The organism is Aminipila butyrica (genome assembly GCF_010669305.1).
Taxonomy (GTDB): Bacteria; Bacillota; Clostridia; order Peptostreptococcales; family Anaerovoracaceae; genus Aminipila; species Aminipila butyrica.
In genome coordinates, this window is the sequence record NZ_CP048649.1 from 261,790 (window position 1) to 281,738 (window position 19,949).

Here is a 19,949-nt window from a genome sequence, read left to right on the forward strand (position 1 = left end):
GGATTTAGATGAATTTTAGAAAGAAAATTGCGGCTTGTCTATTGGTAGTACTGGTAGCAGGGGCGCTGTTGAGCGGATGTGGAGCGGGAAGCTCTACAGGAGATGAAAAGGTCCTGAATTTTGGCTGTACCAACTTTTCCGATTCCTTAGACCCATCCACCATGACCAACGCGGCGTGGTGTGTATCCAGATACAGCATTGGTGAAGGTCTATACCGCTTTGACGAAGAAATGAATGCGCAACCGTACTTAGCAGAGAAGTATACCGTAGATGATAGTAATCGAGTTTGGACTTTTAAAATAAAAGATGGAATTAAGTTCTCGAATGGTAAGGATGTAACCGCTACTGCTGTGGCAGACTCTATTCAATACATGTATGATCAGGAAAAGAGCGGAAAGGGAAACTCTACGCCATCTGTATACATGCAGATTGAGTCTATGACGGCAGATGATGATTCCAATGAAGTAAAAATTGTTACCGCTAAACCTTATGCCGATTTGTGTGCCGTGTTGGCTCACCCATACTTTTCTATCTTGGATGTAAAAGCCGGCACGGATTTGTCCAATGAACCAATTGGTACGGGTCCTTACGCCATTGAGAAGTATGATGCTGGCGTATCCATTGCCATGACAGCTAACCCTTACTATTGGAATGGAACCGTTCCTTACGATAAGGTAAATGTAATCTTTATCGATGACAGCTCCACCAAGGCCATGGCTCTCCAGAGCGGTGACGTGGATGTAGTAGAGAATATTGTTACTTCCAGTGACTTGGATAAGCTAAGAAAATCTAAGGATTTTAATGTTTCGGAAACCATTGGTATGCGAATTGGTTTTTCCTATATGAATCAGAAGGGTGTTTTAGCAGATGACAGCCTGCGGAAAGCTGTGCTTCTAGCCTTGGATGATGAGACCATGTGCGATGTAACCGTAGGCGGCATGTACACCGCTGGTGCTTCCGTGCTGCCTTCTACATTAGATTACGGATACGATCAGTTGACCGACGCAACCCCTTATGATGTAGATGCAGCCAAGAAACTGTTGGATGATGCGGGAATTGTGGACACAGATGGGGACGGCTATAGAGAGCTCAATGGAAAGAACATTAATTTGAACTACCTCACCTATGACAGCAGAAATCTGACAGACTTTGCAGAGGCGGTAGCTACTCAGTTAGATGTTGTAGGCATAAAGGCTACTGTAAAGACGACCGATGCAGATACGGAGTGGAATCTGTTGGTAGCAGGAGAATACGACTTGCTGGCCACCAACTGGATGACCGTTCCCGTAGGAGATCCATATTCTTACCTAGACAACTGGTACAGCAAATCTACGGCAAACTACTGTGGATATGAAAATGCAGAGTATGACCGTCTGTACGAGCAGTTGGAAAAGGAGATGGATTTAAGTGGTCGGATTGAGCTGATTAAGCAGTTGCAGCAGATTCTTATCGATGATTCCGCGGCTTTAGTCCACGGATATTATCACAGCAATATGTGCAGCTCCACGGCTGTTACGGGAGCAAATATTAATACGGCTGATTATTACTGGATTACCACCGCTATGAAACCGGCCAAGTAAAGCATTGGAGGCAGTATGCTTAGCATAGAAAATCTTTCCATACAATATCAAAAAAGTGCGCCTGTGGTGGAGAAGTTTAACTTGGACATCGAACCTGGAGAAATCGTCAGCCTAGTGGGAGAAAGCGGCAGCGGAAAGACCTCCGTCATACGAGCAGTTATGGGACTGCTGCCTACTGGCGGAAGGGTGATTCAAGGCGATATCCGATTTGGCGGGGAATCTGTTCTTGGGTATTCCAAAGAACAGTGGCGGCAGTTTCGAGGCAGTCAAATCTCCATGATTTTTCAGGATTCTGGCACGATGATTAATCCGGTGCGGAAAATAGGCAGCCAGTTTATGGAATATATCTGTCAGCATGAGAAACTGTCTAAAAAGGAAGCTTGGGAACGTGGGCAGCTTATGCTGGAAAAGATGGGTCTGTCGGGATGTGAAAACATTATGGACAGCTACGCTTTTGAGTTGAGCGGCGGCATGAGGCAGCGGGTGGGCATTGCTATGGCTATGACCTTCCAGCCGCAGTTGTTGCTGGCTGACGAGCCCACCAGTGCGTTAGATGCCACCACGCAAGCCCAGATTGTGAGTCACATGATGGGCTTGCGGGAGGAATTTCATACGGGAATTCTCTTAGTTACGCACAATTTAGGCGTGGCTGCCTATATGTCTGACCGAATTATCGTGATGAAAGGCGGAAGGATTGTGGACATGGGCGACAGGGACTACATCTTAAAGCATCCCAGCAATGAATACACAAAAAAGCTGTTGGGTTCTGTGCCGATTTTGGAGGGGCAGTGATATGTTTAAAGAAGAAAACCTTATTTTAAGCGCGAAACAGGTCACTAAAAAGTTTGCCGCTTCCAAGGATCGAAGTCTGGTGGCTTGTGATAAAGTATCTCTAAATTTTTATAAGGGAAAAACCTTGGGACTGGTAGGGGAAAGCGGTTGCGGCAAGAGCACTTTTATGCGGATGATGGTGCAGCTTGAAAAGCCCACTGCTGGAAACATTTTTTTTCATGGCAAAGAGGTGACGGAGCTGCGGGGAGAAGCCTTGAGGCAGCACCGACGCCGGATTCAGATGGTCTTTCAGGACCCAGCTTCCGCTTTCAACCCGAAGATGAAAATCAAGGATATCATCTGTGAGCCTTTGATTAATTATGGACTGATTAAAAGGCGGGAAAGGGACCAGGTAGCCAGAAAATATTTGCAAATGGTGGAACTGGATCCAGAACTGGCAGACCGTTATCCCCATAACCTGAGCGGCGGCCAGCAGCAGCGCATCGGTATTGCCCGGGCCCTGACGCTAGAACCAGAGGTTATTATCTGCGACGAATCTACTTCTGCACTGGATGTATCGGTGCAGAAGAGCATTGTCGATTTACTCCATAAGCTCCAGCAGGAGAAACATATATCCATCGGCTTTATTTGTCATGATATTGCTTTAGTTTCCCAGGTATCCGACCACATTGCTGTCATGTATTTAGGCAATGTGGTGGAAGTGCTGGAAGGCAAACAGATGGCAGAGCAGATTTGCCATCCCTACAGCAAGACCTTGATGGATTCTATTTTTCACCTGGGTATGGATTATGGAAAGAAGATGGCTGGATTAGAGGGGGAAATGCCCAGTGCGTTAGAATTACCTCCAGGCTGTCCTTTTCAAAGCCGATGCAGCGTGTGTGTGGAAAAATGTCAGACAGAAAAGCCGGACTTAAAGAAATTAGGTGAAGGGCATTATGTGGCTTGCCATGCCGTAAGAGGGGCTTAAATGAAAACAAATTCATTAACAGAAGGGAACATTTCTAAAAGTATTTTATTTTTCTTAATACCCATTCTGGTATCCAGCCTGATACAACAATTGTACAGTGTGGTCGATTTAGTCTTGATTGGCAAGTTCATCGGGGCAGAGGCTACGGCAGCAGTAGGGGCCAGTTCGCTGATTATCACTTGTCTTATTGGCTTTTTTAATGGTATAGCAGTGGGGACTAATGTAGTTACTGCGCATATTTTCGGCAGCTCAGACAGGAGCTCTCTGAAAGAGATTATGCAGACCGTCTGGACGGCAGGAGCCATCGGCGGTCTTTTGCTCATGGTGGTGGGACTGACTCTGTCTCCTCACTTTTTAAAGTGGATGAACACACCACATAGCATATTGGATACGGGCGTAATCTACCTGCGTATTTATCTGCTCAGCCTCCCTGCCATCGTTCTTTATAATTTGTGCTCAGGAATATTGCGGGCCATGGGAGATTCTAAAAGTCCCATGTTTTTTCAGGTAATAGGCGGTCTGCTGAATGTGGTTGGATGTATTCTGATGGTGGCGGTGTGGCGAAAAGGGGTAGCAGGAGCGGCTACGGCTACTTTTATTTCTCAGACGGTGGCAGCGCTGCTAATCTTGGGGCATCTTCACAGTAAGAAACAATCGGTTCGATTGGAATTTAAGGTAAAAGGATTTAACCCGATTTTACTGAAAAGGATTTTAGCCATTGGGATTCCGTCTGGGGTTCAAGCCATGATTATCACCTTTTCAATTATTATTCTTCAATCTCAGATTAATAAATTCGGCGTTCATGTTATGGCCGCCTTTGCCGCTTATTATAAGATCGAAATGCTGATTTATTTGCCTATTTTAGCGCTGGGTCAGGCTCTCGTGTCTTTTGTGGGACAGAACCATGGAGCCGAACAGTATGAGCGGATTAAGAAGGGGACCAGCCTGTCCATCCGCTGGGGTATCCTTATGACGGCATGTATCAGCGCCTTGTTGCTGCTCCAGGGGCCGTTAGTCATGCGGTTGTTTACGGATCATCAGCAGGTAATCTTCTACGGCTGTCAGATCATGAAGGTTACTTTTCCTTTTTACTTCTTGTATGTAATCATTGAGTGCAGCAGCAGTGAAATACGGGGCAGAGGGGAAGCAACTATTCCCATGGTTATTACATTATTCAGCTTTTGCGTAGTCAGACTGACAGCTTTAGTCGTCTTAATTAGCCAATGGCACGATATCAGAGGGATTGCAGCGGTATATCCTTTTTCTTGGGCGGTAGCAGCGGGATTAATGACTTTTGCCAGGCTTCAGATGGAAAAGAAAGAGCATAAGCTATAAAAACAATAAGAAGAAAAGAAGGCTACCTTTAGACGGCTGTATGACAGCCTAAAAGGTAGCCTTCTTTTGTATTAGCCGCCAGTAAAAGTGCAGACTTGATAATTGTTTTTCATACTGCTATCTCTTTTCTTTTATTATTTTTCACTTGTAATTAATTCTTCAAGAAGGTCATCGATTTCTCTTTGGACAACTTCGCCGTACTGGGCACCGAGGTCCAGACTGTCATACATATATTCTTTGACTTGGCTCCAGGTGGTCTCCATGTCGTCAATGCCTCCGTTTCGCTCCCAACGGTCGTAGTGCTCGATGGTGGCCTTGTCGAAGCGCAGGGGTTGAAACTCATCAATATAGGCCTGCTTCTTAATTGCGGAAATGGTACAGGTAAAAGCTGTAAAAGCCTCATCACTAATTGCGCCAACAGCGTTTAAACGGGCCATGACTTCTGCTTTGGAGACTAAACTGCCGTCGTCCGGCACATCTGCTTGTATTTTTTTTACCATTTCTTCTTTGGACAGTCCGTCATAACCTAGTACGATTCTATTTCGCTCTTTTGCCGCTTCTCCATACAAGTTAATGGATTTTGGACTTTTTACGGTTTGACGCAAATTTTCCCAATGCTGTTTTCCGATGTCCTGATACTTTATCATGTTTACTAATATTTTTCCGCGATGGTTTGGAAAAGCTGACTCATACCGTTCTTCAAGCAACTTTTCAATCTCTACATCGGTCATGTCGCTGTAGTCCGTCTTTTCGTGGAGTTCTTGCAGCTCTTTTAGTTTCTGTCGCATAGGGTCGCTGCCGGTTAGGGTCAGGGTGTCTGTTCGCACGCTGCCGGTACTGGCTGTAGGAGTGATTGTTCCCTCCTTGTCAGCCAGCAGATTGCGAAAGCTGTAGGCTAGGCCAGTGTTGGCGGCAGTCGTTTTTTTCGAACCGCCCCCCTGATAGGCGGCGCTGTTGCGGATATCTCCCAACGGATGTCGGTAATTCCCTGATAGTTTTACATTCATATACATCTCCCTTTCTCTCTCACTATTTTACACTCTTTTACAAAAATCACCAATACTTCTATATTATATCACACAAGCTACGTCGCCGTGTGATTCAATGAATGTTTCTCTGCGGCAACGCCGTATATATAATAAAGGCATTCATTATATCACTCCTCTTGGAGAACGCAGCCTATAAAAACGCTATTTTTAAAGCCAAAATTCGATAGAAATAGCGTAATCAAATGTAAATAGAGAAAACATTTTTTAGATTTCATGGAATCTAAAAAAAATCATAGGTATTCAAAACTTTTCATATTGACGATAATAATAAATTGTGTTAATTTCTATAAAACATATAGAATTACTAGGAATAAAGAGGGCGAAGATGCAAAACGTAACAAATGACAATTTTGAAGAGGAGATCTTGAATTCTGATATACCAGTGTTGTTGGAATTTTATTCAGATGGCTGTATGCCCTGCAAGAGGTTGTCACCTACATTGGCAGAGTTAGAGGAAGAATACCACGAATTAAAAATTAAAAAAATGAATGTAGCTTTTGGAGCAGAAACCGCGGGTAAATACAGTGTGATGAGTGTTCCGACCATTATTTTTTTTAAAGAAGGCCAGGAAGTGCACCGAATAAGCGGGCTTGTAAAAAAGGCAGAGCTTGAAGAAGTCATAAAGGAGGTCACAAGATGATACGCTTGCCAAAACATCTGTACGGTGAAATGCTGGAGGCGGCTAAAGTAGGCAATCCGGAAGAAATATGCGGACTGATAGGCGGAATCAAAGAGGGGGACATAAGGGAAGTAAAAGAAATCTATCTTCTTGAAAATATAGATCATTCGAAGGAGCATTTTTCCATGAGCCCAAAAGATCAGCTGGAAGCGGTCAAAGACATGCGGCGAAAAGGACTGGTCCCTCTTGGAAATTTCCATTCCCATCCAGAGAGCCCTTCCAGGCCTTCTGAAGAAGATAAACGTCTTGCCTATGACAAAGAGGCAAGTTATCTAATTCTATCCATTATGAACATAGAAGAGCCTGTATTAAAAGCCTTCAGGATTTCAGAACAGGTAAGTAGGGAAGAAAAAATTGAATATATATAGGAGGAAATAAGATGGCTGTAGATTATGGGACGTTAAAAAGAGGCGGATTTATGCGCCAGAAGCAAAAAAATTGCTTTTCTCTGAGATTAAAGGTTGTGGGCGGACATCTGGAGGCAAAGCAACTTTTAAAGATTGCAGAGATTTCGGAGAAATATGGTGACGGGCATGTACATTTGACATCCAGACAGGGGGTTGAAATCCCCTTTATAAAGCTTGCGGATATTGACGAGGTAAAGACTGCTCTGGCGGAGGGGGACTGTGAACCGGGAACCTGCGGCCCTAGAGTACGGACGGTCACCGCCTGTCAGGGAATGGAGATTTGTCCCAGCGGATGTGTGGACACCTATGCGCTGGCTCAAGAATTAAGTGAGCGGTTCTTTGGCATGGAGCTGCCCCATAAATTTAAGTTTGGCGTCACAGGATGCCAGAACAACTGCCTCAAAGCCGAAGAAAATGATATTGGCATCAAAGGCGGTATACGGGTCACGTGGATAGAGGACAAATGTATCCACTGTGGGGTCTGTGAAAGCATATGCAGAACGAAAGCAATAAGTTTTAAGGATAATAAGCTTCTTCTTGATGAAAGCAAATGCAATTACTGTGGTCGATGTACAAAAGCCTGTCCTGTTGATTCATGGGTAAACGACGAAGGCTATATCTTGTCCTTTGGCGGCCTTTTCGGCAACCGAATCCATAGAGGGGAAGAGCTGCTGCCCCTTATACAGGACAAGGAAACGTTATTCCGGGTTATTGATGCAGCGGTTCATTTCTTTAAGGAGAACGGTTCTTCTGGAGAACGGTTCCGCTTTACCATAGAACGAGTTGGGGAAGAAATTTTCAGAGAAAAAATGAAGGAGGCTTATCATGGCTGATATTAAAATTGACGATTATGTAGATATAACCGATGTGGTATGTCCTATAACTTTTGTTAAAGCAAAGGTAGCCATTGAGGAACTGGAGCCAGGACAGATTCTTTCGGTTCATATGAATGAAGGGGAGCCGATTCAGAATGTTCCCCGCTCTATGAAAGAAGAAGGGCATAAAGTTCTTAAATTAAATAAAAATGATGATGGAACCTATGATTTGATTGTTGAGAAAGGCGAGGAATAGAAGATGAAAGTAACCGTAAGCGGAGAAGTAAAGGAATATAAGGATGAAATTACCCTAGCGGAACTTATTACAGAAGAAAACGTACAGACTCCTGAATATGTTACCGTTTCTGTGAATGATGAGCTTCTGGGAGCTGGAGCCTTTGAAGAAACCGTATTAAAGGACGGTGACACTTTGGAGTTTTTGTACTTCATGGGAGGAGGATGTTGTCATGGCCTTTTCCAATGAGCAAATTCAACGGTATTCCAGGCATATTATCTTAAAAGAGGTCGGCGTTAAGGGGCAAAAGAAGCTTCTGGACAGTAAAGTACTGATTATTGGTGCAGGAGGCCTGGGGGCGCCCGCCGCTATGTACCTTGCCGCAGCAGGAGTGGGAACCATCGGCATTGCCGATGCGGATGAGGTAGATTTGTCAAACCTGCAGCGCCAGATTATACATGGGACCGAGGATGTGGGAAAAGCCAAGGTTCTTTCAGCGAAAGAGACCATGGAGAGCATTAACCCAGACGTCCGGGTGCATACATATCGGACCTTTGTCAGCGCAGACAATATCATGGACCTCATAAAAGAGTATGACTTTGTCATAGATGGCACCGATAATTTCCCGGCAAAGTTTTTAATTAATGATGCCTGTGTCATGGCGGAAAAACCCTTTTCACATGCAGGTATCATCCGATTTCAGGGTCAGCTGATGACCTACGTTCCCGGACAAGGGCCTTGCTACCGATGTATTTTCAAAAATCCGCCGCCGAAGGATGCCGTACCTACTTGTAAGCAGGCAGGCGTAATTGGAGCCATGGGCGGTGTGATTGGAAGTCTGCAGGCAATGGAAGCGGTTAAATATATTCTTGGTGCGGGAAACCTGCTGACGGGCTATTTGCTGACTTATGACGCCCTTACAATGGAATTCAGAAAGATAAAACTGCCAAAAGCCATGAAGGACTGTCCGGTCTGTGGCGAAAATCCCACCATTCGAGAACTGATTGATTATGAACAGACAGAATGTGCGGGAATTTTGTAAGGAGTGATAAAAATTGAAATATGATACATCTTTATTACACGGTAATTTTAGTGGAGACCGGAATACTGGGGCTACCCTGATTCCTATTTATCAGACAAGTGCCTTTGGACAGGACAGCGCAGAACAGATTGAAAAGATCTTTCACAATCAGGCGGCAGGGTTTGCGTATACCAGAATAAATAATCCGACGGTAGCTTCTTTTGAAAACCGCATAACTTATCTTGAAGGCGGTATAGCCTCTGTTGCTACTTCCTCAGGGATGGCGGCCATTGCCGCCGCCTTTCTCAATATCCTTTCAAGCGGAGATGAAGTCATCTCTAAAAGCTCAGTTTTCGGCGGCACCCTTGATTTATTTAAGGATTTGGAAAACCTAGGAATAAAAGTCCGTTACGTGGAGGATATTACAAAAGAGGTGCTGGAGGGACTGGTCAACAATCGTACAAAGGCTGTTTTTGCAGAAACAATAGGAAATCCAAAACTTGACGTAACGGATATAAAAGAGGCTGCCGAGATCATACACAGTTATAATCTGCCCTTTATCCTGGACAATACCACAGCCACTACCTATCTGGTACGGGGTATTGACTTAGGTGCAGATATTATCATCAACTCTGCATCAAAGTATATTAATGGCAGCAGCAATTCAATAAGCGGAATTATTACAGACAGCGGTAATTATGCATGGAGTCTGGAGAAGTATCCGATCATGAAAGATTACATCAGGCTGGGACGGCTGGCTTTTACAGCTAAACTTAGAAGTGATACTTTTCGCAATCTGGGCTGTTGTTTGAGCCCCATGAATGCATACTACAATGCCCTGGGGCTGGAAACCTTGAGCCTGCGAATGGAAAGGCACTGCACCAATGCCTTAAAGTTGGCCGAAAGCTTGGATGGCAAAGAAGGCATCCGGGAAATCGCCTATCCGCTTCTTCAGTCAAATCCGTATTATGCTATTGCAAAAAAGCAGTTTAAGGATAAAGGCGGCGGGATCTTTACGCTACGCCTGTATACAAAAGAGAGAGCCTTTGCTTTTATAAATCAGTTAAAATATGCAATTAATATCACCAACATAGGCGATACGAAGACCCTTGTCATCCATCCGGCATCTACGATATATGCCCATAGCAATGAAGAAGAGCAGGAAAAAGCAGGGGTTTATGAAGACCTCATACGGGTGAGTGTGGGGATTGAAGATATTGAAGATTTGATGGAAGACTTCCATCAGGCATTGACCTACGTAAACGAAAATTTTAAATAGAGAGCTGAAAAAGGTCTTGCAGCAATTCTACAGAGAGGAGGGAGAATTTGTATAAGGCATTGCTTGTTTTTGATAATTATAACCTTCTTGAAGAAATAAAGAGATTACGAATATGGGGAGAATCTTCTGAATTTGAGATTGAGGATATTGTAAATGACGGTACCTCCGCTTACCGAAAAATGAGAGAGAAAAATTATGACCTGGTGATAACAGAAATCCGCATTACGGGCCTGGATGGGCTCCAGCTTTTACGGAATGCAAAGAAAGAGGGAACCTGTTCTCATATGGTCCTTTGCAGTGAATTTGAAGATTTTAATTATGCCAGACAGGGGATTATTCTGGGAGCGTATGACTATTTTGCTAAACCCTTTGATGAAACCCTTTTCTTTTCTATGTTTAATCGCATTAAGAATGAAACCTTTGAAAGCGAAGCGGTAGGAGTCTACTATGGCGAAGAAATAATTACTTTCTTTGAAAATAGAGATAAAGGTATTTATGATTATGTCTCGACCATGTTAGAAGAAATATATGCGAACAATAAAGACATACTAAAAGCAGATAAAAAGGCAAGAAATATATGCCGGACAGTTATCGATGAGGTTTTCAACCGCCATGAATGGCTGGATTTATACATTGTGCAGGAAGATTTTTATACTTTTGACGGGATTAATGAAAGCAATCATGGAACCTATAAAAAGCGTTATAAAACAATCCTATATAATCTCTTTGACGAATTTTGTGAATTGCTTTTACATTGCAACAAGGCTAAGATTTCGGAAGTCATTTCGTATATATTGAACAACCCGGAAAATAATTTAAAACAAAAAAGTATTGCGGAAGAACTTAATATAAATAGCTCTTACCTGAGCACGGTTTTTTTTGCACAAACAGGAGTCCGCTTTGTAGATTATCTGACAACCGTTAAGCTAAAACGGGCCGGATGGCTGTTGAAGGAGACAAATTTAAAGGTGTTTGATATAGCAGAAAGATTAGACTACAAAGATATCGGATACTTTTCAAGATTATTCAAGAGCAAATACAGCTTACCGCCATCGGAATACAGAAATTCTGGTGGATATGATTATCAAATATAAAAAGTTGGTAAATTAAAAAAATAAAAATAAAGGAGGAAATCTTTTATGGCAAGGATTTATAAAAAAATAACAGAGTTGATAGGCAGCACCCCGATGATGGAGGTTGAGAATTATGAGAAAGCGAACGATTTAAAAGCTTCTCTGCTGGTGAAATTAGAATATTTTAATCCGGCAGGATCGGTTAAAGATCGGATTGCAGTAGCGATGATTGACGATGCCGAGAGAAAAGGAATATTAGAAAAAGGTGCAGTTATCATCGAGCCCACCTCAGGCAATACAGGAATCGGTCTTGCAGCCGTAGCCGCAGCAAGAGGATACCGAATCATTATTACCATGCCGGAGACCATGAGTGTAGAACGACGAAATCTATTAAAAGCGTATGGTGCCGAATTGGTTTTAACCGATGGAGCCAAAGGCATGAAAGGCGCTATTGCCAAAGCAGAAGAGCTGGCGGCTGAGATAGAGAACAGTTTTATCCCGAGTCAGTTCACTAATCCGGCAAACCCGGCTTACCATAAAGAAACCACTGGCCCAGAAATATGGCGGGATACAGATGGAAAGGTAGATATTTTTGTGGCAGGAGTCGGTACAGGGGGAACCATCACCGGTGTAGGCGAGTATTTAAAGGAGCAAAACCCCAATATAAAAATTGTGGCCGTAGAGCCGGCCGGATCTCCGGTGCTGTCAGAAGGGACGGCAGGGCCCCACAAGATACAGGGAATCGGAGCGGGATTTGTTCCGGACACCTTAAATACAGCTGTTTACGATGAGATTATAACGGTTGAGAATGAAGATGCCTTTGAAGCAGGCAGAGCCATTGCCCTTAAAGAAGGCTTTTTAGTAGGGATTTCATCGGGAGCAGCAGTATGGGCCGCTACAGCGCTTGCTAAAAGACCAGAGAACGAAGGAAAGATCATTGTTGCTCTGCTGCCGGACACAGGGGACCGATACCTGTCCACACCGTTATTTATGGGGTAGATTTTCTAAAATATAGGATATCAACTTTCATTTTGTCTTTTTGATATAGCTGGATAAATGACCTATGAAAAAATTTAAAATTTTTTCGCATTTACACAAAAGCTTGAAATGTATTATAGTAAATAAAATATCCGTAATTCATATAGGAAAACAGTATAATGATTAAGCGGTCTTTAAATCTCGATGCTGTTTTATATGAAATGGTTATAAAGATAAAATAAATAATAGAAAGAAGGATGAAAATGAAAAAATTTATAGCAGTATTCATGATATCCGTGTTAGCAGTTTTAACATTAGTCGGATGCGGAACAGATGATGACAGCACTTCGGGCAAAACGGAAAACAATTCGGAGAGTGGCGCAGTTTTACGGATTGCAGCGCAGCCGTATCCGCTTTACACACCGGTGTATGTAGCTCAGGAGTTGGGTTATTTGCAAGAAGAGTTTGAAGCCGTAGGGGCAACCTATGAGTGGCAGGAATTTAAATCAGGTCCCTTGGTAAATGAAGCCGTTGCCGCAGGAGAAGCCGATCTTGGCTTTATGGCAGATTTGCCGGCTATTATTGCAAAGTCCACAGGTCAGCCTATCGAAATTGTTTCAAATATAGCTTATGGTGAAAAAGGGCTTGCTGTTCTTGTAAAAGCGGACTCGACTGTAAAGAGTATAGCTGACCTAAAGGGAAAGAAAATCGCCTACGCAACGGGGTCTTATGCTCAGCATTTACTTGCTTTGTTGCTGTCAAATGAAGACTTGACATTAGATGATGTGCAGACGATAAATCTTGGAGCCAGCGACCAACCTGCTGCTTTAGCAAACGGAGAAGTGGATGCCATCGTTATCTGGGAGCAATACATTTCAAAGCTGACCAGTGACGGTACCGCAAAGGTTCTGGCAGACGGTACCGGCGTGAAGCGGGGAAATATGATTACCTATGTGGTTTCAGACTATGCAAAGGCCAATCCAGATGTAATAAAGGCCTATATTAGAGCCTTAAACAGAGCAGATGAACTTCTTGCCTCCGATCCGGATAAAGCAGCAGAAGCAGTTGCTGCCGACTTCGGTGTGGATACAAAGCTTATGAGAAAAATAATCTCTAACTTTACTTATTCCACAGAGCTGACAGCAGAAGATATTGCAGAAATAACAAAAGTTAAAGATTTCTCATTAGATGCAGGTATTATTAGTAAGGATGTCGATATAAACAGCTTCATTAACACGGAGTATGTAAAGGCAGCGGAATAAAAATACTTCAGGCCTGTATCGCAGATAGTTGATAAGGGTGATTACTATGAACAATGACGTGAAAAACAAAAGGAATATAGGCAGTGTGATTCTCTACATCGCATTGCCTCTCATCCTTATTGCTGTGTGGCAGGGCTATAACTTGGCGGGAAAGCTTACGCCTTATACGATGCCTGAACCAATGGCAATCATCAACACCGCCATCGATTACATACAAAACGGAAAGCTTTTTGAAAATGTAACAGTTAGTTTTATAAGGGTCATAGAAGGATTTTTACTAGCCCTTGTTTCCGCGTTTATAATCGGTATTAATGTTTCTATCTTTCCTAAATTTAATTTGTTTACAGATTTACTCATTCAGATTCTGCGGCCTATCCCGCCTATTGCCTGGATACCTCTGGCAATCTTATGGTTTGGCATAGGCCAGGAATCAAAAATATTTATTATTTTTCTCGGTGCTTTTTTCCCCATATTTGTGAATACCGTGGATGGAGTAAGAAATATAGACAGCAAGTATTTTGAACTTTCTCAGGTTTATGAAGTGTCCAGGCAAAAACTAATTCGAAAAATAATTATTCCCGGAGCACTGCCCTCCATCATGACCGGCATAAGGCTGGGGTTGGGAAATGCCTGGGTATGTGTGGTGGCCGCAGAAATGATTGGCGCAACCAGTGGTGTAGGTTATATGCTTTCAGACGGAAGAAGCCTGTCCAGGCCAGACATTGTGATTCTTGGGATGCTTATTGTTGGCATCGTAGGAAAAATAATGGATGACCTGCTTAAGCTTATCCGAGAAAAACTTATAACCTGGAACTGAGGAGGAAGGCTTTATATGGGAAATATCGTGGAAATCCGAAACCTGACAAAGGTCTTTGAGGATAACGGCAAATCAGTTGTCGCATTGGATAACATTAATCTGGACATTGAAGAGGGAAACTTGATTTCTATCATCGGAGGAAGCGGCTGTGGTAAAAGCACCATGCTCCGAATCATCGGAGGGCTGGAGACTCAGTATGAGGGGGAAGTTTTGGTAGACGGCAAGAGTGTTTATAAGCCTTCCAGAGAAAAGGGGTTTATTTTTCAAGACCACCGGCTGCTGCCTTGGCTTACGGTGAAGGAAAATATTCGTTTCAGCCTGCCGGAGACACAGAAAAATAATAATGCGCTAATTAAAGAGAATCTGGAACTGGTTGGACTTTCGGAGTTTGAAAACGCTTATCCAAAGCAGTTATCCGGCGGCATGGCTCAGAGGGTGGCGATTGCCAGAGCCCTCGCCAACAAACCTAAAATACTGCTGCTCGACGAGCCCTTTGGGGCGCTGGATGCCATAACAAAAATAAATTTGCAGGAGCAGCTGTTAAATATATGGCAAAAAGAAAAGATTACCATGGTAATTGTCACTCATGATATTGATGAGGCCATTTATTTGGGCAATAAAGTGGTGGTAATGACCACCCGGCCAGGAAGAATTGAAAAAATAATGGATGTAGACCTTGGCACCCCGAGAAGACGAACCGGTCCGCTTTTCAATGTAGCAAGAGATGCAATCTACAGAGAATTCTTTAAGGATACCGAAATACCTATAGAATATAGTATCTAGCGAGAGCCTGTCAGCTTTGCAATGATTATAGATTTGGAGGAACTTTGTATGTCTATAGAAAAAATATTATCTCCTCAGGAGGAGAGACTTCAGGATGAAATAAAAAATAATGTCAAAACGTTTAGAAACAGAAGCAGAGCGGCAGACATATTAAATACAGTCAGAAATGCAAAGCCTCAGATTGACGTTGAAAGAGGTCTTTTTTTTACACAGTCTTTTAAGGAAACAGAGGGCCAGGCTTTAAATTTAAGATGGGCTAAGGCTCTTTATCATTATGCCGCCAACGCTACCGTTTATATTGATGACAACCAGCTTTTAGTTGGGAGAAGCGGAAAAGAAGGCCGATATGGCATCTTATATCCTGAGCTGGACGGCAATATCTACAGTGAAGTCATCGAGCGGATGCCCACAAGAGAAAATTCCCCTTTTGCTGTTTCTGAGGAGGATGCGCGAATCATTACCGAAGAGATTGCCCCTTACTGGGTTGGTAAAACTTTTCATGAAAACTTTGAGAAATCTCTTACAAAAGAGACTGAAAAACTGACCTATAATCCAGATAAGGAACTGACCTCTAGATACATCGTAAATGAAACGGCTTCGTTCCGTTCCTCCCTGCAATGGGTCCATGATTACGAAATCGTGCTGGAAAAAGGGTTTAAGGGGATTAAAGAAGAAGCAGAGGAACGATTGAAAGCCCTAGATGAATATAGCCCCTTGGATTATACAGAGAAAAAGCCGTTTCTGGAGGCCACCATCATTACTTGTGATGCCATTATTCTCTGGGCAAACAGACACGGAGAACTGGCAGCACAACTTGCTGAACAGGAAGAAAATTCGGTAAGGAAAAAAGAGTTGGAAACCTTAGCGGAGATTTGCCATTATGTACCGGAAAACCCGCCGAGAACTTTTTATGAGGCCATGCAGGCACAATGGTTTACACAGATGTTTTCAAGGGTGGAGCAGAAAACCGGAACCATTATCTCTAATGGCAGAATGGATCAGTATCTATACCCCTTTTATAAACAAGATATAGAAGCGGGAAGAATTACAGAAGATCAGGTTCAGGAGCTCTTTGAATGTATGTGGGTGGCCATGGCTCAGTTCATAGATCTCTATTTATCAGAAACTGGCGGAGCCTTTAATGAAGGCTATGCACATTGGGAGGCGGTTACAATCGGAGGCCAGACCAAAGAAGGGTACGATGCCACAAATGAACTGTCCTATATTCTCTTGAAATCAAAACGGGAATTTCCGCTGAATTATCCGGATCTGGCAGCCAGAATACATATGGGCAGTCCGAAAAGATATTTGTATGAGGTGGCAGAAACGATTAAGGCAGGAGAAGGTTTTCCAAAATTGCTGAATGATGAGGATGTTGTCCCGCTTTTACTGTCAAAGGGAGCTACTTTTGAAGAGGCGTATGATTACAGCGTGTCCGGCTGTGCGGAATGCCGCATGCCTAACCGGGATACTTATACAAGTCCAAATGCCTATATAAACTTTGCCGCTGCCCTGGAAATGGTTATTTACAATGGGAAGATGGCAAAGTATGGGGATGAGGTGTTGGGGCTGGAGACTGGAAAGTTTGAAGAGTATAAAAGCTTTGAGGAACTTTTACAGGCATTTTTGAAACAGCAGCGACACTTCATCAAGCATGCCTTTATTCAACAGAGAGAAATCATCCGTTTAAGAGCACAGCATTTTGCTTCGCCTCTTGGGTCGGCGCTGCATCAGCTTTGCCGAAACACGTATACGGATATTCACCAGCCTAAAATTGAAGGAGGCATCGATCTGGGCTATTTTGAATATATGGGATATGCCACGGTCATCGATTCATTAGCTGCCATTAAGCGGGTCGTGTTTGAAGAGAAAAGGCTGACCCTCGCCCAGCTTAAAGAAGCCCTTGAACACAACTTTGAAGGGTATGAGACCATTCGGCAGCTTTTATTGAATGCACCAGCCTATGGCAATGATGATCCTTATACGGACTGGATTGGTAAGCTGCTTGACAGAGAAGCACAGGAATTCACCCAAAAGTATGGGGATGAACTGGGCGTTCATATGGACTTGAGGCTAGTGCCTTTTACTTCTCACGTACCTTTTGGCAAAGTGGTCAGTGCCACACCAAACGGAAGATTTGCATATACTCCGCTGTCGGACGGCTCCAGTGCTTCTCAGGGAGCTGATATAAACGGACCTACGGCCATCTTATTGTCCAACTATGTTACCAAGAACTTTAATATGAATGGGCATGCGGGAAGGCTGCTAAATATTAAACTTAGTCCGTCCTGTGTCAAGGGTGAGGAAGGAACAGAAAAGCTGATTCAATTTATTGAGGCATGGAGGGATTTGAAGCTCTGGCATATTCAGTTTAATGTACTGAATACGGATACGTTGAAAGAAGCGCAGAAGAGTCCAGAAAACTATAGAAATCTGCTGGTTCGTATTGCTGGATACAGTGCATACTTCACGGAGCTTACAAAGGATTTACAAGATGATATTATTTCCAGAACACAGCATGAGGCGGTATGATGAAACCAGATAATACGTATGTTTTCAATATACAGCATTATTCACTCCACGACGGTCCGGGTATACGGACCGTCGTATTTTTAAAGGGATGTCCTTTAAGGTGCAGATGGTGCTGCAATCCAGAATCGCAGAAGTACAACCGGGAAATCTCCTATGTAGACAGTAAATGTATTGGATTAAAGGACTGTGGGTTGTGCAAGAATATATGCGAAGAAGGGGCTATTTCTTTCAAGGAAAAAGCTGTAATCGACAGAGTAAAATGTAAGGATTGCCTGAAATGTGCAGCGGTCTGTCCTTCCAAGGCCATCAGGACGGAAGGAGAGGCCTATTCTGTTCTCCAAATTATAGACCTAATTGAAAGACATGCTGCTTTTTACAGTCATGGGGATGGAGGCCTTACGGTAAGCGGAGGGGAGCCGCTGACTCAGCCGGATTTTTTGATTCCTTTACTGAAGGAAGCCAAGAGAAGGCGAATCAATACGGCGATGGAAACCTGTGGCTACGGCGAGTATGAGACGCTTTTTGAAGCCGCAAAATATTTAGATACGGTATTGTTTGATATCAAATCCATGAATACGGAGAAGCATAAGGAGTATACGGGATATGGAAATGAAAAAATTCTGGAGAACTTTCAGCGGCTATGCAACGATTATCCAACCTTGAATAAGATTGTCCGAACTCCTGTAATCCCTGGATTTAATGACAGCGAGGAAGATATGGAGGCGATTCTCCGCTTTATTGAAAATAAACCCAGCGTGAGCTATGAGCCGCTGAAATACCACAGCTTCGGCAGGGGAAAATACAAAGCCCTAGGGCGAGTGTATCCAATGGGGGACAGCAAGCTAGAGGATTCTTTATTTGAAGAGTTGAAGAATCTTAGGAAGCCAGCTTTGCTTTGATGCTTTCTGAACAAATAAAAAACCCACTATATCCATAGGCTTACCTGAAAAATAGTGGATTATTTCCTTTAGAGGTTTAGCAGTCCTGCTCCTTGGGCGTTGCGGTCAACCTTTGCCTGGGGAATAGCCGTGCGCATAAGATATTCTTTCACTTGAGTAGGAGTCAGCTTTGGATTCGCGGCGTGAAGGCAAGCGGCAGCTCCGGCCACGGAGGGGGCGGACATAGAAGTGCCGGATTGTCGGATATACCGCTTGTTCGTCATGGCATCTAAGGACAAGATATTCATGCCGGGAGCCAGCAGGTCAGGCTTTATTGCCCCGGTGGCGGTGGGCCCACGGCTGGAGAAGTCTGGGACCTCTCCGTCCGAGTTGATGGAGCCCACGGTGATGACACAAGGGCTGGTACCCGGGGAGGTGATACTGCCAGCCTTTGGTCCGCTGTTTCCAGCCGCCACCACAATGGTAATGCCCATATTGAATAGGGCATTAACGCCTAAGATTAAGGGGTCGGTCATGTCGCTCATGCCGTCTCCGTCCATGTCGAAGCTGGCGGCGTCGATGCCTAAGGACAGGTTGAGAACTCGGATGTTGTAAGTCTGATGATTGTCTGCCACCCACTGCATAGCGGCCAGGATATCGGAGGTGTTGCCGTTGCCCTCGTAGTCCAGGGCTTTTAGGGCAGCGATTCCGGCCTTGGGGGCGGTGCCCATACAGACCATGGAGCAACAGGTATCGGGAAACATTTCACGGACGGTTTCCACGATGGGTGTACCGCCGAAAAGATAGCCGTTTCCTGCAGCTAGACCGGCCACGTGGGTGCCATGGCCGTCGTCGTCGTAGGGGACCATACTGTTGTTGATGAAGTCCTTAAAAGCTACAATCCGGTTAGACGGTTTGATGACGTCATAATGCGGAGCTATGCCGGTATCGATGATGGCAATGGTGACGCCCTCTCCGCACAGGGATCCGGAAAACACACTTTTTCGAAGCTTCTTGTTTTTGGCATTTTTTTTTCCTGCCAGAGGAAGAGGACCGGTAAGTATAGGTGCGGTCTCAATTGGTAGCTTGGAAACTTCTGCATCCATAGAAATAAGTGAGATATTGGCATTGCATTTAATTTTACTGATTTTTTTGACCGGCATGTCAGCGCACAGGGCGTTGATAAAAGGTAATTCATATTTTATTTTTCCGGCGTTATCTAGCACGCATTGCCGGATGGAGTGGAGATCGTCTTTAGAATATATGATCACAGGCATAGAGCCTTTATTTTTTTTCTTCATTTTAAGCCCTCCTTCATTCAGGTGTATTTTGGTATTTATACATCATATGCAGGAAGAAGGCCCGGTGCTATCGCCTCAGCAGCAGGAAGTTTTTTTGGGGCAGGGGTTCATTAGCAAAACCTTCTAGCCATAATACGTTTGCCGAAAAGGCCATTATTTGTTATAA

At 43.8% G+C, this 19,949-nt stretch carries 20 protein-coding genes; 18 read left to right on the plus strand and 2 right to left on the minus strand.

Features of this window, described 5'->3' with window-relative positions; translation table 11 throughout:
* Positions 1 to 8 precede the first annotated feature (8 nt).
* The 4 genes from Ami103574_RS01210 to Ami103574_RS01225 are packed head-to-tail and all read left to right on the plus strand — an operon-like array spanning position 9 to position 4,674.
* Positions 9 to 1,580, plus strand: a complete 1,572-nt coding sequence (locus Ami103574_RS01210; RefSeq protein ID WP_163064929.1) for an ABC transporter substrate-binding protein — start codon at positions 9 to 11, stop codon at positions 1,578 to 1,580.
* A gap of 15 nt (positions 1,581 to 1,595) precedes the next feature.
* Positions 1,596 to 2,372 carry an ABC transporter ATP-binding protein gene (locus Ami103574_RS01215; protein WP_163064930.1) on the plus strand — a complete coding sequence of 259 codons (777 nt, stop codon included), beginning with the start codon at positions 1,596 to 1,598 and terminating at the stop codon, positions 2,370 to 2,372.
* A 1-nt stretch (position 2,373) separates the two neighbouring features.
* The gene (locus tag Ami103574_RS01220; RefSeq protein ID WP_163064931.1) at positions 2,374 to 3,339 is read left to right on the plus strand and encodes an ABC transporter ATP-binding protein; all 966 of its coding nucleotides are present in this window, start codon (positions 2,374 to 2,376) and stop codon (positions 3,337 to 3,339) included.
* Positions 3,340 to 4,674 carry an MATE family efflux transporter gene (locus Ami103574_RS01225; protein WP_163064932.1) on the plus strand — a complete coding sequence of 445 codons (1,335 nt, stop codon included), beginning with the start codon at positions 3,340 to 3,342 and terminating at the stop codon, positions 4,672 to 4,674.
* A 134-nt stretch (positions 4,675 to 4,808) separates the two neighbouring features.
* Here Ami103574_RS01225 and Ami103574_RS01230 read toward each other — a convergent pair whose 3' ends face one another.
* The gene (locus Ami103574_RS01230; protein ID WP_163064933.1) at positions 4,809 to 5,681 is read right to left on the minus strand and encodes a hypothetical protein; all 873 of its coding nucleotides are present in this window, start codon (positions 5,679 to 5,681) and stop codon (positions 4,809 to 4,811) included.
* A gap of 367 nt (positions 5,682 to 6,048) precedes the next feature.
* Between Ami103574_RS01230 and trxA the strand changes: the two genes are divergently transcribed.
* The 14 genes from trxA to Ami103574_RS01300 all read left to right on the plus strand — a co-directional run bounded on the left by trxA (position 6,049) and on the right by Ami103574_RS01300 (position 18,503).
* The gene (gene trxA / locus Ami103574_RS01235; protein ID WP_163064934.1) at positions 6,049 to 6,363 is read left to right on the plus strand and encodes a thioredoxin; all 315 of its coding nucleotides are present in this window, start codon (positions 6,049 to 6,051) and stop codon (positions 6,361 to 6,363) included.
* Positions 6,360 to 6,770: a M67 family metallopeptidase gene (locus Ami103574_RS01240; RefSeq protein ID WP_163064935.1), complete on the plus strand. Its 411-nt coding sequence runs from the start codon at positions 6,360 to 6,362 to the stop codon at positions 6,768 to 6,770. Before trxA ends, Ami103574_RS01240 begins: the two co-directional genes overlap by 4 nt.
* Before the next feature lie 11 nt (positions 6,771 to 6,781).
* Positions 6,782 to 7,642 carry a 4Fe-4S binding protein gene (locus Ami103574_RS01245; protein ID WP_163064936.1) on the plus strand — a complete coding sequence of 287 codons (861 nt, stop codon included), beginning with the start codon at positions 6,782 to 6,784 and terminating at the stop codon, positions 7,640 to 7,642.
* The gene (locus Ami103574_RS01250; protein WP_163064937.1) at positions 7,635 to 7,880 is read left to right on the plus strand and encodes a sulfurtransferase TusA family protein; all 246 of its coding nucleotides are present in this window, start codon (positions 7,635 to 7,637) and stop codon (positions 7,878 to 7,880) included. Before Ami103574_RS01245 ends, Ami103574_RS01250 begins: the two co-directional genes overlap by 8 nt.
* A 3-nt stretch (positions 7,881 to 7,883) precedes the next feature.
* Positions 7,884 to 8,108, plus strand: a complete 225-nt coding sequence (gene thiS, locus Ami103574_RS01255) for a sulfur carrier protein ThiS (RefSeq protein WP_163064938.1) — start codon at positions 7,884 to 7,886, stop codon at positions 8,106 to 8,108.
* Positions 8,092 to 8,901: a HesA/MoeB/ThiF family protein gene (locus Ami103574_RS01260; RefSeq protein ID WP_163064939.1), complete on the plus strand. Its 810-nt coding sequence runs from the start codon at positions 8,092 to 8,094 to the stop codon at positions 8,899 to 8,901. The genes thiS and Ami103574_RS01260 overlap by 17 nt, the downstream gene beginning before the upstream one ends.
* Before the next feature lie 13 nt (positions 8,902 to 8,914).
* Entirely contained in the window at positions 8,915 to 10,159 is a 1,245-nt protein-coding gene (locus Ami103574_RS01265; RefSeq protein WP_163064940.1) for an O-acetylhomoserine aminocarboxypropyltransferase/cysteine synthase family protein, read from the plus strand.
* A 47-nt stretch (positions 10,160 to 10,206) separates the two neighbouring features.
* On the plus strand, positions 10,207 to 11,253 hold the full coding sequence (locus Ami103574_RS01270; RefSeq protein WP_163064941.1) for a response regulator transcription factor: 1,047 nt from the start codon (positions 10,207 to 10,209) through the stop codon (positions 11,251 to 11,253).
* 45 nt (positions 11,254 to 11,298) lie between these two features.
* On the plus strand, positions 11,299 to 12,231 hold the full coding sequence (gene cysK / locus Ami103574_RS01275) for a cysteine synthase A (RefSeq protein ID WP_163064942.1): 933 nt from the start codon (positions 11,299 to 11,301) through the stop codon (positions 12,229 to 12,231).
* A 242-nt stretch (positions 12,232 to 12,473) separates the two neighbouring features.
* Positions 12,474 to 13,472 (plus strand): aliphatic sulfonate ABC transporter substrate-binding protein, encoded by a 999-nt coding sequence (locus Ami103574_RS01280; RefSeq protein WP_246213178.1) that lies wholly within the window; start codon positions 12,474 to 12,476, stop codon positions 13,470 to 13,472.
* Positions 13,473 to 13,518: 46 nt separating this feature from the next.
* The gene (locus Ami103574_RS01285; protein WP_163064944.1) at positions 13,519 to 14,289 is read left to right on the plus strand and encodes an ABC transporter permease; all 771 of its coding nucleotides are present in this window, start codon (positions 13,519 to 13,521) and stop codon (positions 14,287 to 14,289) included.
* Positions 14,290 to 14,304: 15 nt separating this feature from the next.
* On the plus strand, positions 14,305 to 15,072 hold the full coding sequence (locus Ami103574_RS01290; RefSeq protein ID WP_163064945.1) for an ABC transporter ATP-binding protein: 768 nt from the start codon (positions 14,305 to 14,307) through the stop codon (positions 15,070 to 15,072).
* Positions 15,073 to 15,120: 48 nt separating this feature from the next.
* Positions 15,121 to 17,604 (plus strand): (2S)-3-sulfopropanediol dehydratase, encoded by a 2,484-nt coding sequence (hpsG, locus tag Ami103574_RS01295; RefSeq protein WP_163064946.1) that lies wholly within the window; start codon positions 15,121 to 15,123, stop codon positions 17,602 to 17,604.
* Complete coding sequence (locus Ami103574_RS01300; protein ID WP_163064947.1) at positions 17,601 to 18,503, plus strand: glycyl-radical enzyme activating protein; 903 nt, start codon at positions 17,601 to 17,603, stop codon at positions 18,501 to 18,503. The genes hpsG and Ami103574_RS01300 overlap by 4 nt, the downstream gene beginning before the upstream one ends.
* Positions 18,504 to 18,571: 68 nt before the next feature.
* On the opposite strand, the gene Ami103574_RS01305 is transcribed toward Ami103574_RS01300, so the two are convergent.
* Positions 18,572 to 19,783 carry a S8 family peptidase gene (locus tag Ami103574_RS01305; RefSeq protein ID WP_163064948.1) on the minus strand — a complete coding sequence of 404 codons (1,212 nt, stop codon included), beginning with the start codon at positions 19,781 to 19,783 and terminating at the stop codon, positions 18,572 to 18,574.
* Positions 19,784 to 19,949 lie beyond the last annotated feature (166 nt).

Bases quoted from the DNA above. Each gene is read 5' to 3' on its own strand.
- Ami103574_RS01210 (WP_163064929.1), top strand. From the start codon at position 9: ATGAATTTTAGAAAGAAAATTGCGGCTTGTCTATTGGTAGTACTGGTA.
- Ami103574_RS01215 (WP_163064930.1), top strand. From the start codon at position 1,596: ATGCTTAGCATAGAAAATCTTTCCATACAATATCAAAAAAGTGCGCCT.
- Ami103574_RS01220 (WP_163064931.1), top strand. From the start codon at position 2,374: ATGTTTAAAGAAGAAAACCTTATTTTAAGCGCGAAACAGGTCACTAAA.
- Ami103574_RS01225 (WP_163064932.1), top strand. From the start codon at position 3,340: ATGAAAACAAATTCATTAACAGAAGGGAACATTTCTAAAAGTATTTTA.
- Ami103574_RS01230 (WP_163064933.1), bottom strand. From the start codon at position 5,681: ATGAATGTAAAACTATCAGGGAATTACCGACATCCGTTGGGAGATATC.
- trxA (WP_163064934.1), top strand. From the start codon at position 6,049: ATGCAAAACGTAACAAATGACAATTTTGAAGAGGAGATCTTGAATTCT.
- Ami103574_RS01240 (WP_163064935.1), top strand. From the start codon at position 6,360: ATGATACGCTTGCCAAAACATCTGTACGGTGAAATGCTGGAGGCGGCT.
- Ami103574_RS01245 (WP_163064936.1), top strand. From the start codon at position 6,782: ATGGCTGTAGATTATGGGACGTTAAAAAGAGGCGGATTTATGCGCCAG.
- Ami103574_RS01250 (WP_163064937.1), top strand. From the start codon at position 7,635: ATGGCTGATATTAAAATTGACGATTATGTAGATATAACCGATGTGGTA.
- thiS (WP_163064938.1), top strand. From the start codon at position 7,884: ATGAAAGTAACCGTAAGCGGAGAAGTAAAGGAATATAAGGATGAAATT.
- Ami103574_RS01260 (WP_163064939.1), top strand. From the start codon at position 8,092: ATGGCCTTTTCCAATGAGCAAATTCAACGGTATTCCAGGCATATTATC.
- cysK (WP_163064942.1), top strand. From the start codon at position 11,299: ATGGCAAGGATTTATAAAAAAATAACAGAGTTGATAGGCAGCACCCCG.
- Ami103574_RS01280 (WP_246213178.1), top strand. From the start codon at position 12,474: ATGAAAAAATTTATAGCAGTATTCATGATATCCGTGTTAGCAGTTTTA.
- Ami103574_RS01285 (WP_163064944.1), top strand. From the start codon at position 13,519: ATGAACAATGACGTGAAAAACAAAAGGAATATAGGCAGTGTGATTCTC.
- Ami103574_RS01290 (WP_163064945.1), top strand. From the start codon at position 14,305: ATGGGAAATATCGTGGAAATCCGAAACCTGACAAAGGTCTTTGAGGAT.
- hpsG (WP_163064946.1), top strand. From the start codon at position 15,121: ATGTCTATAGAAAAAATATTATCTCCTCAGGAGGAGAGACTTCAGGAT.
- Ami103574_RS01300 (WP_163064947.1), top strand. From the start codon at position 17,601: ATGATGAAACCAGATAATACGTATGTTTTCAATATACAGCATTATTCA.
- Ami103574_RS01305 (WP_163064948.1), bottom strand. From the start codon at position 19,783: ATGAAGAAAAAAAATAAAGGCTCTATGCCTGTGATCATATATTCTAAA.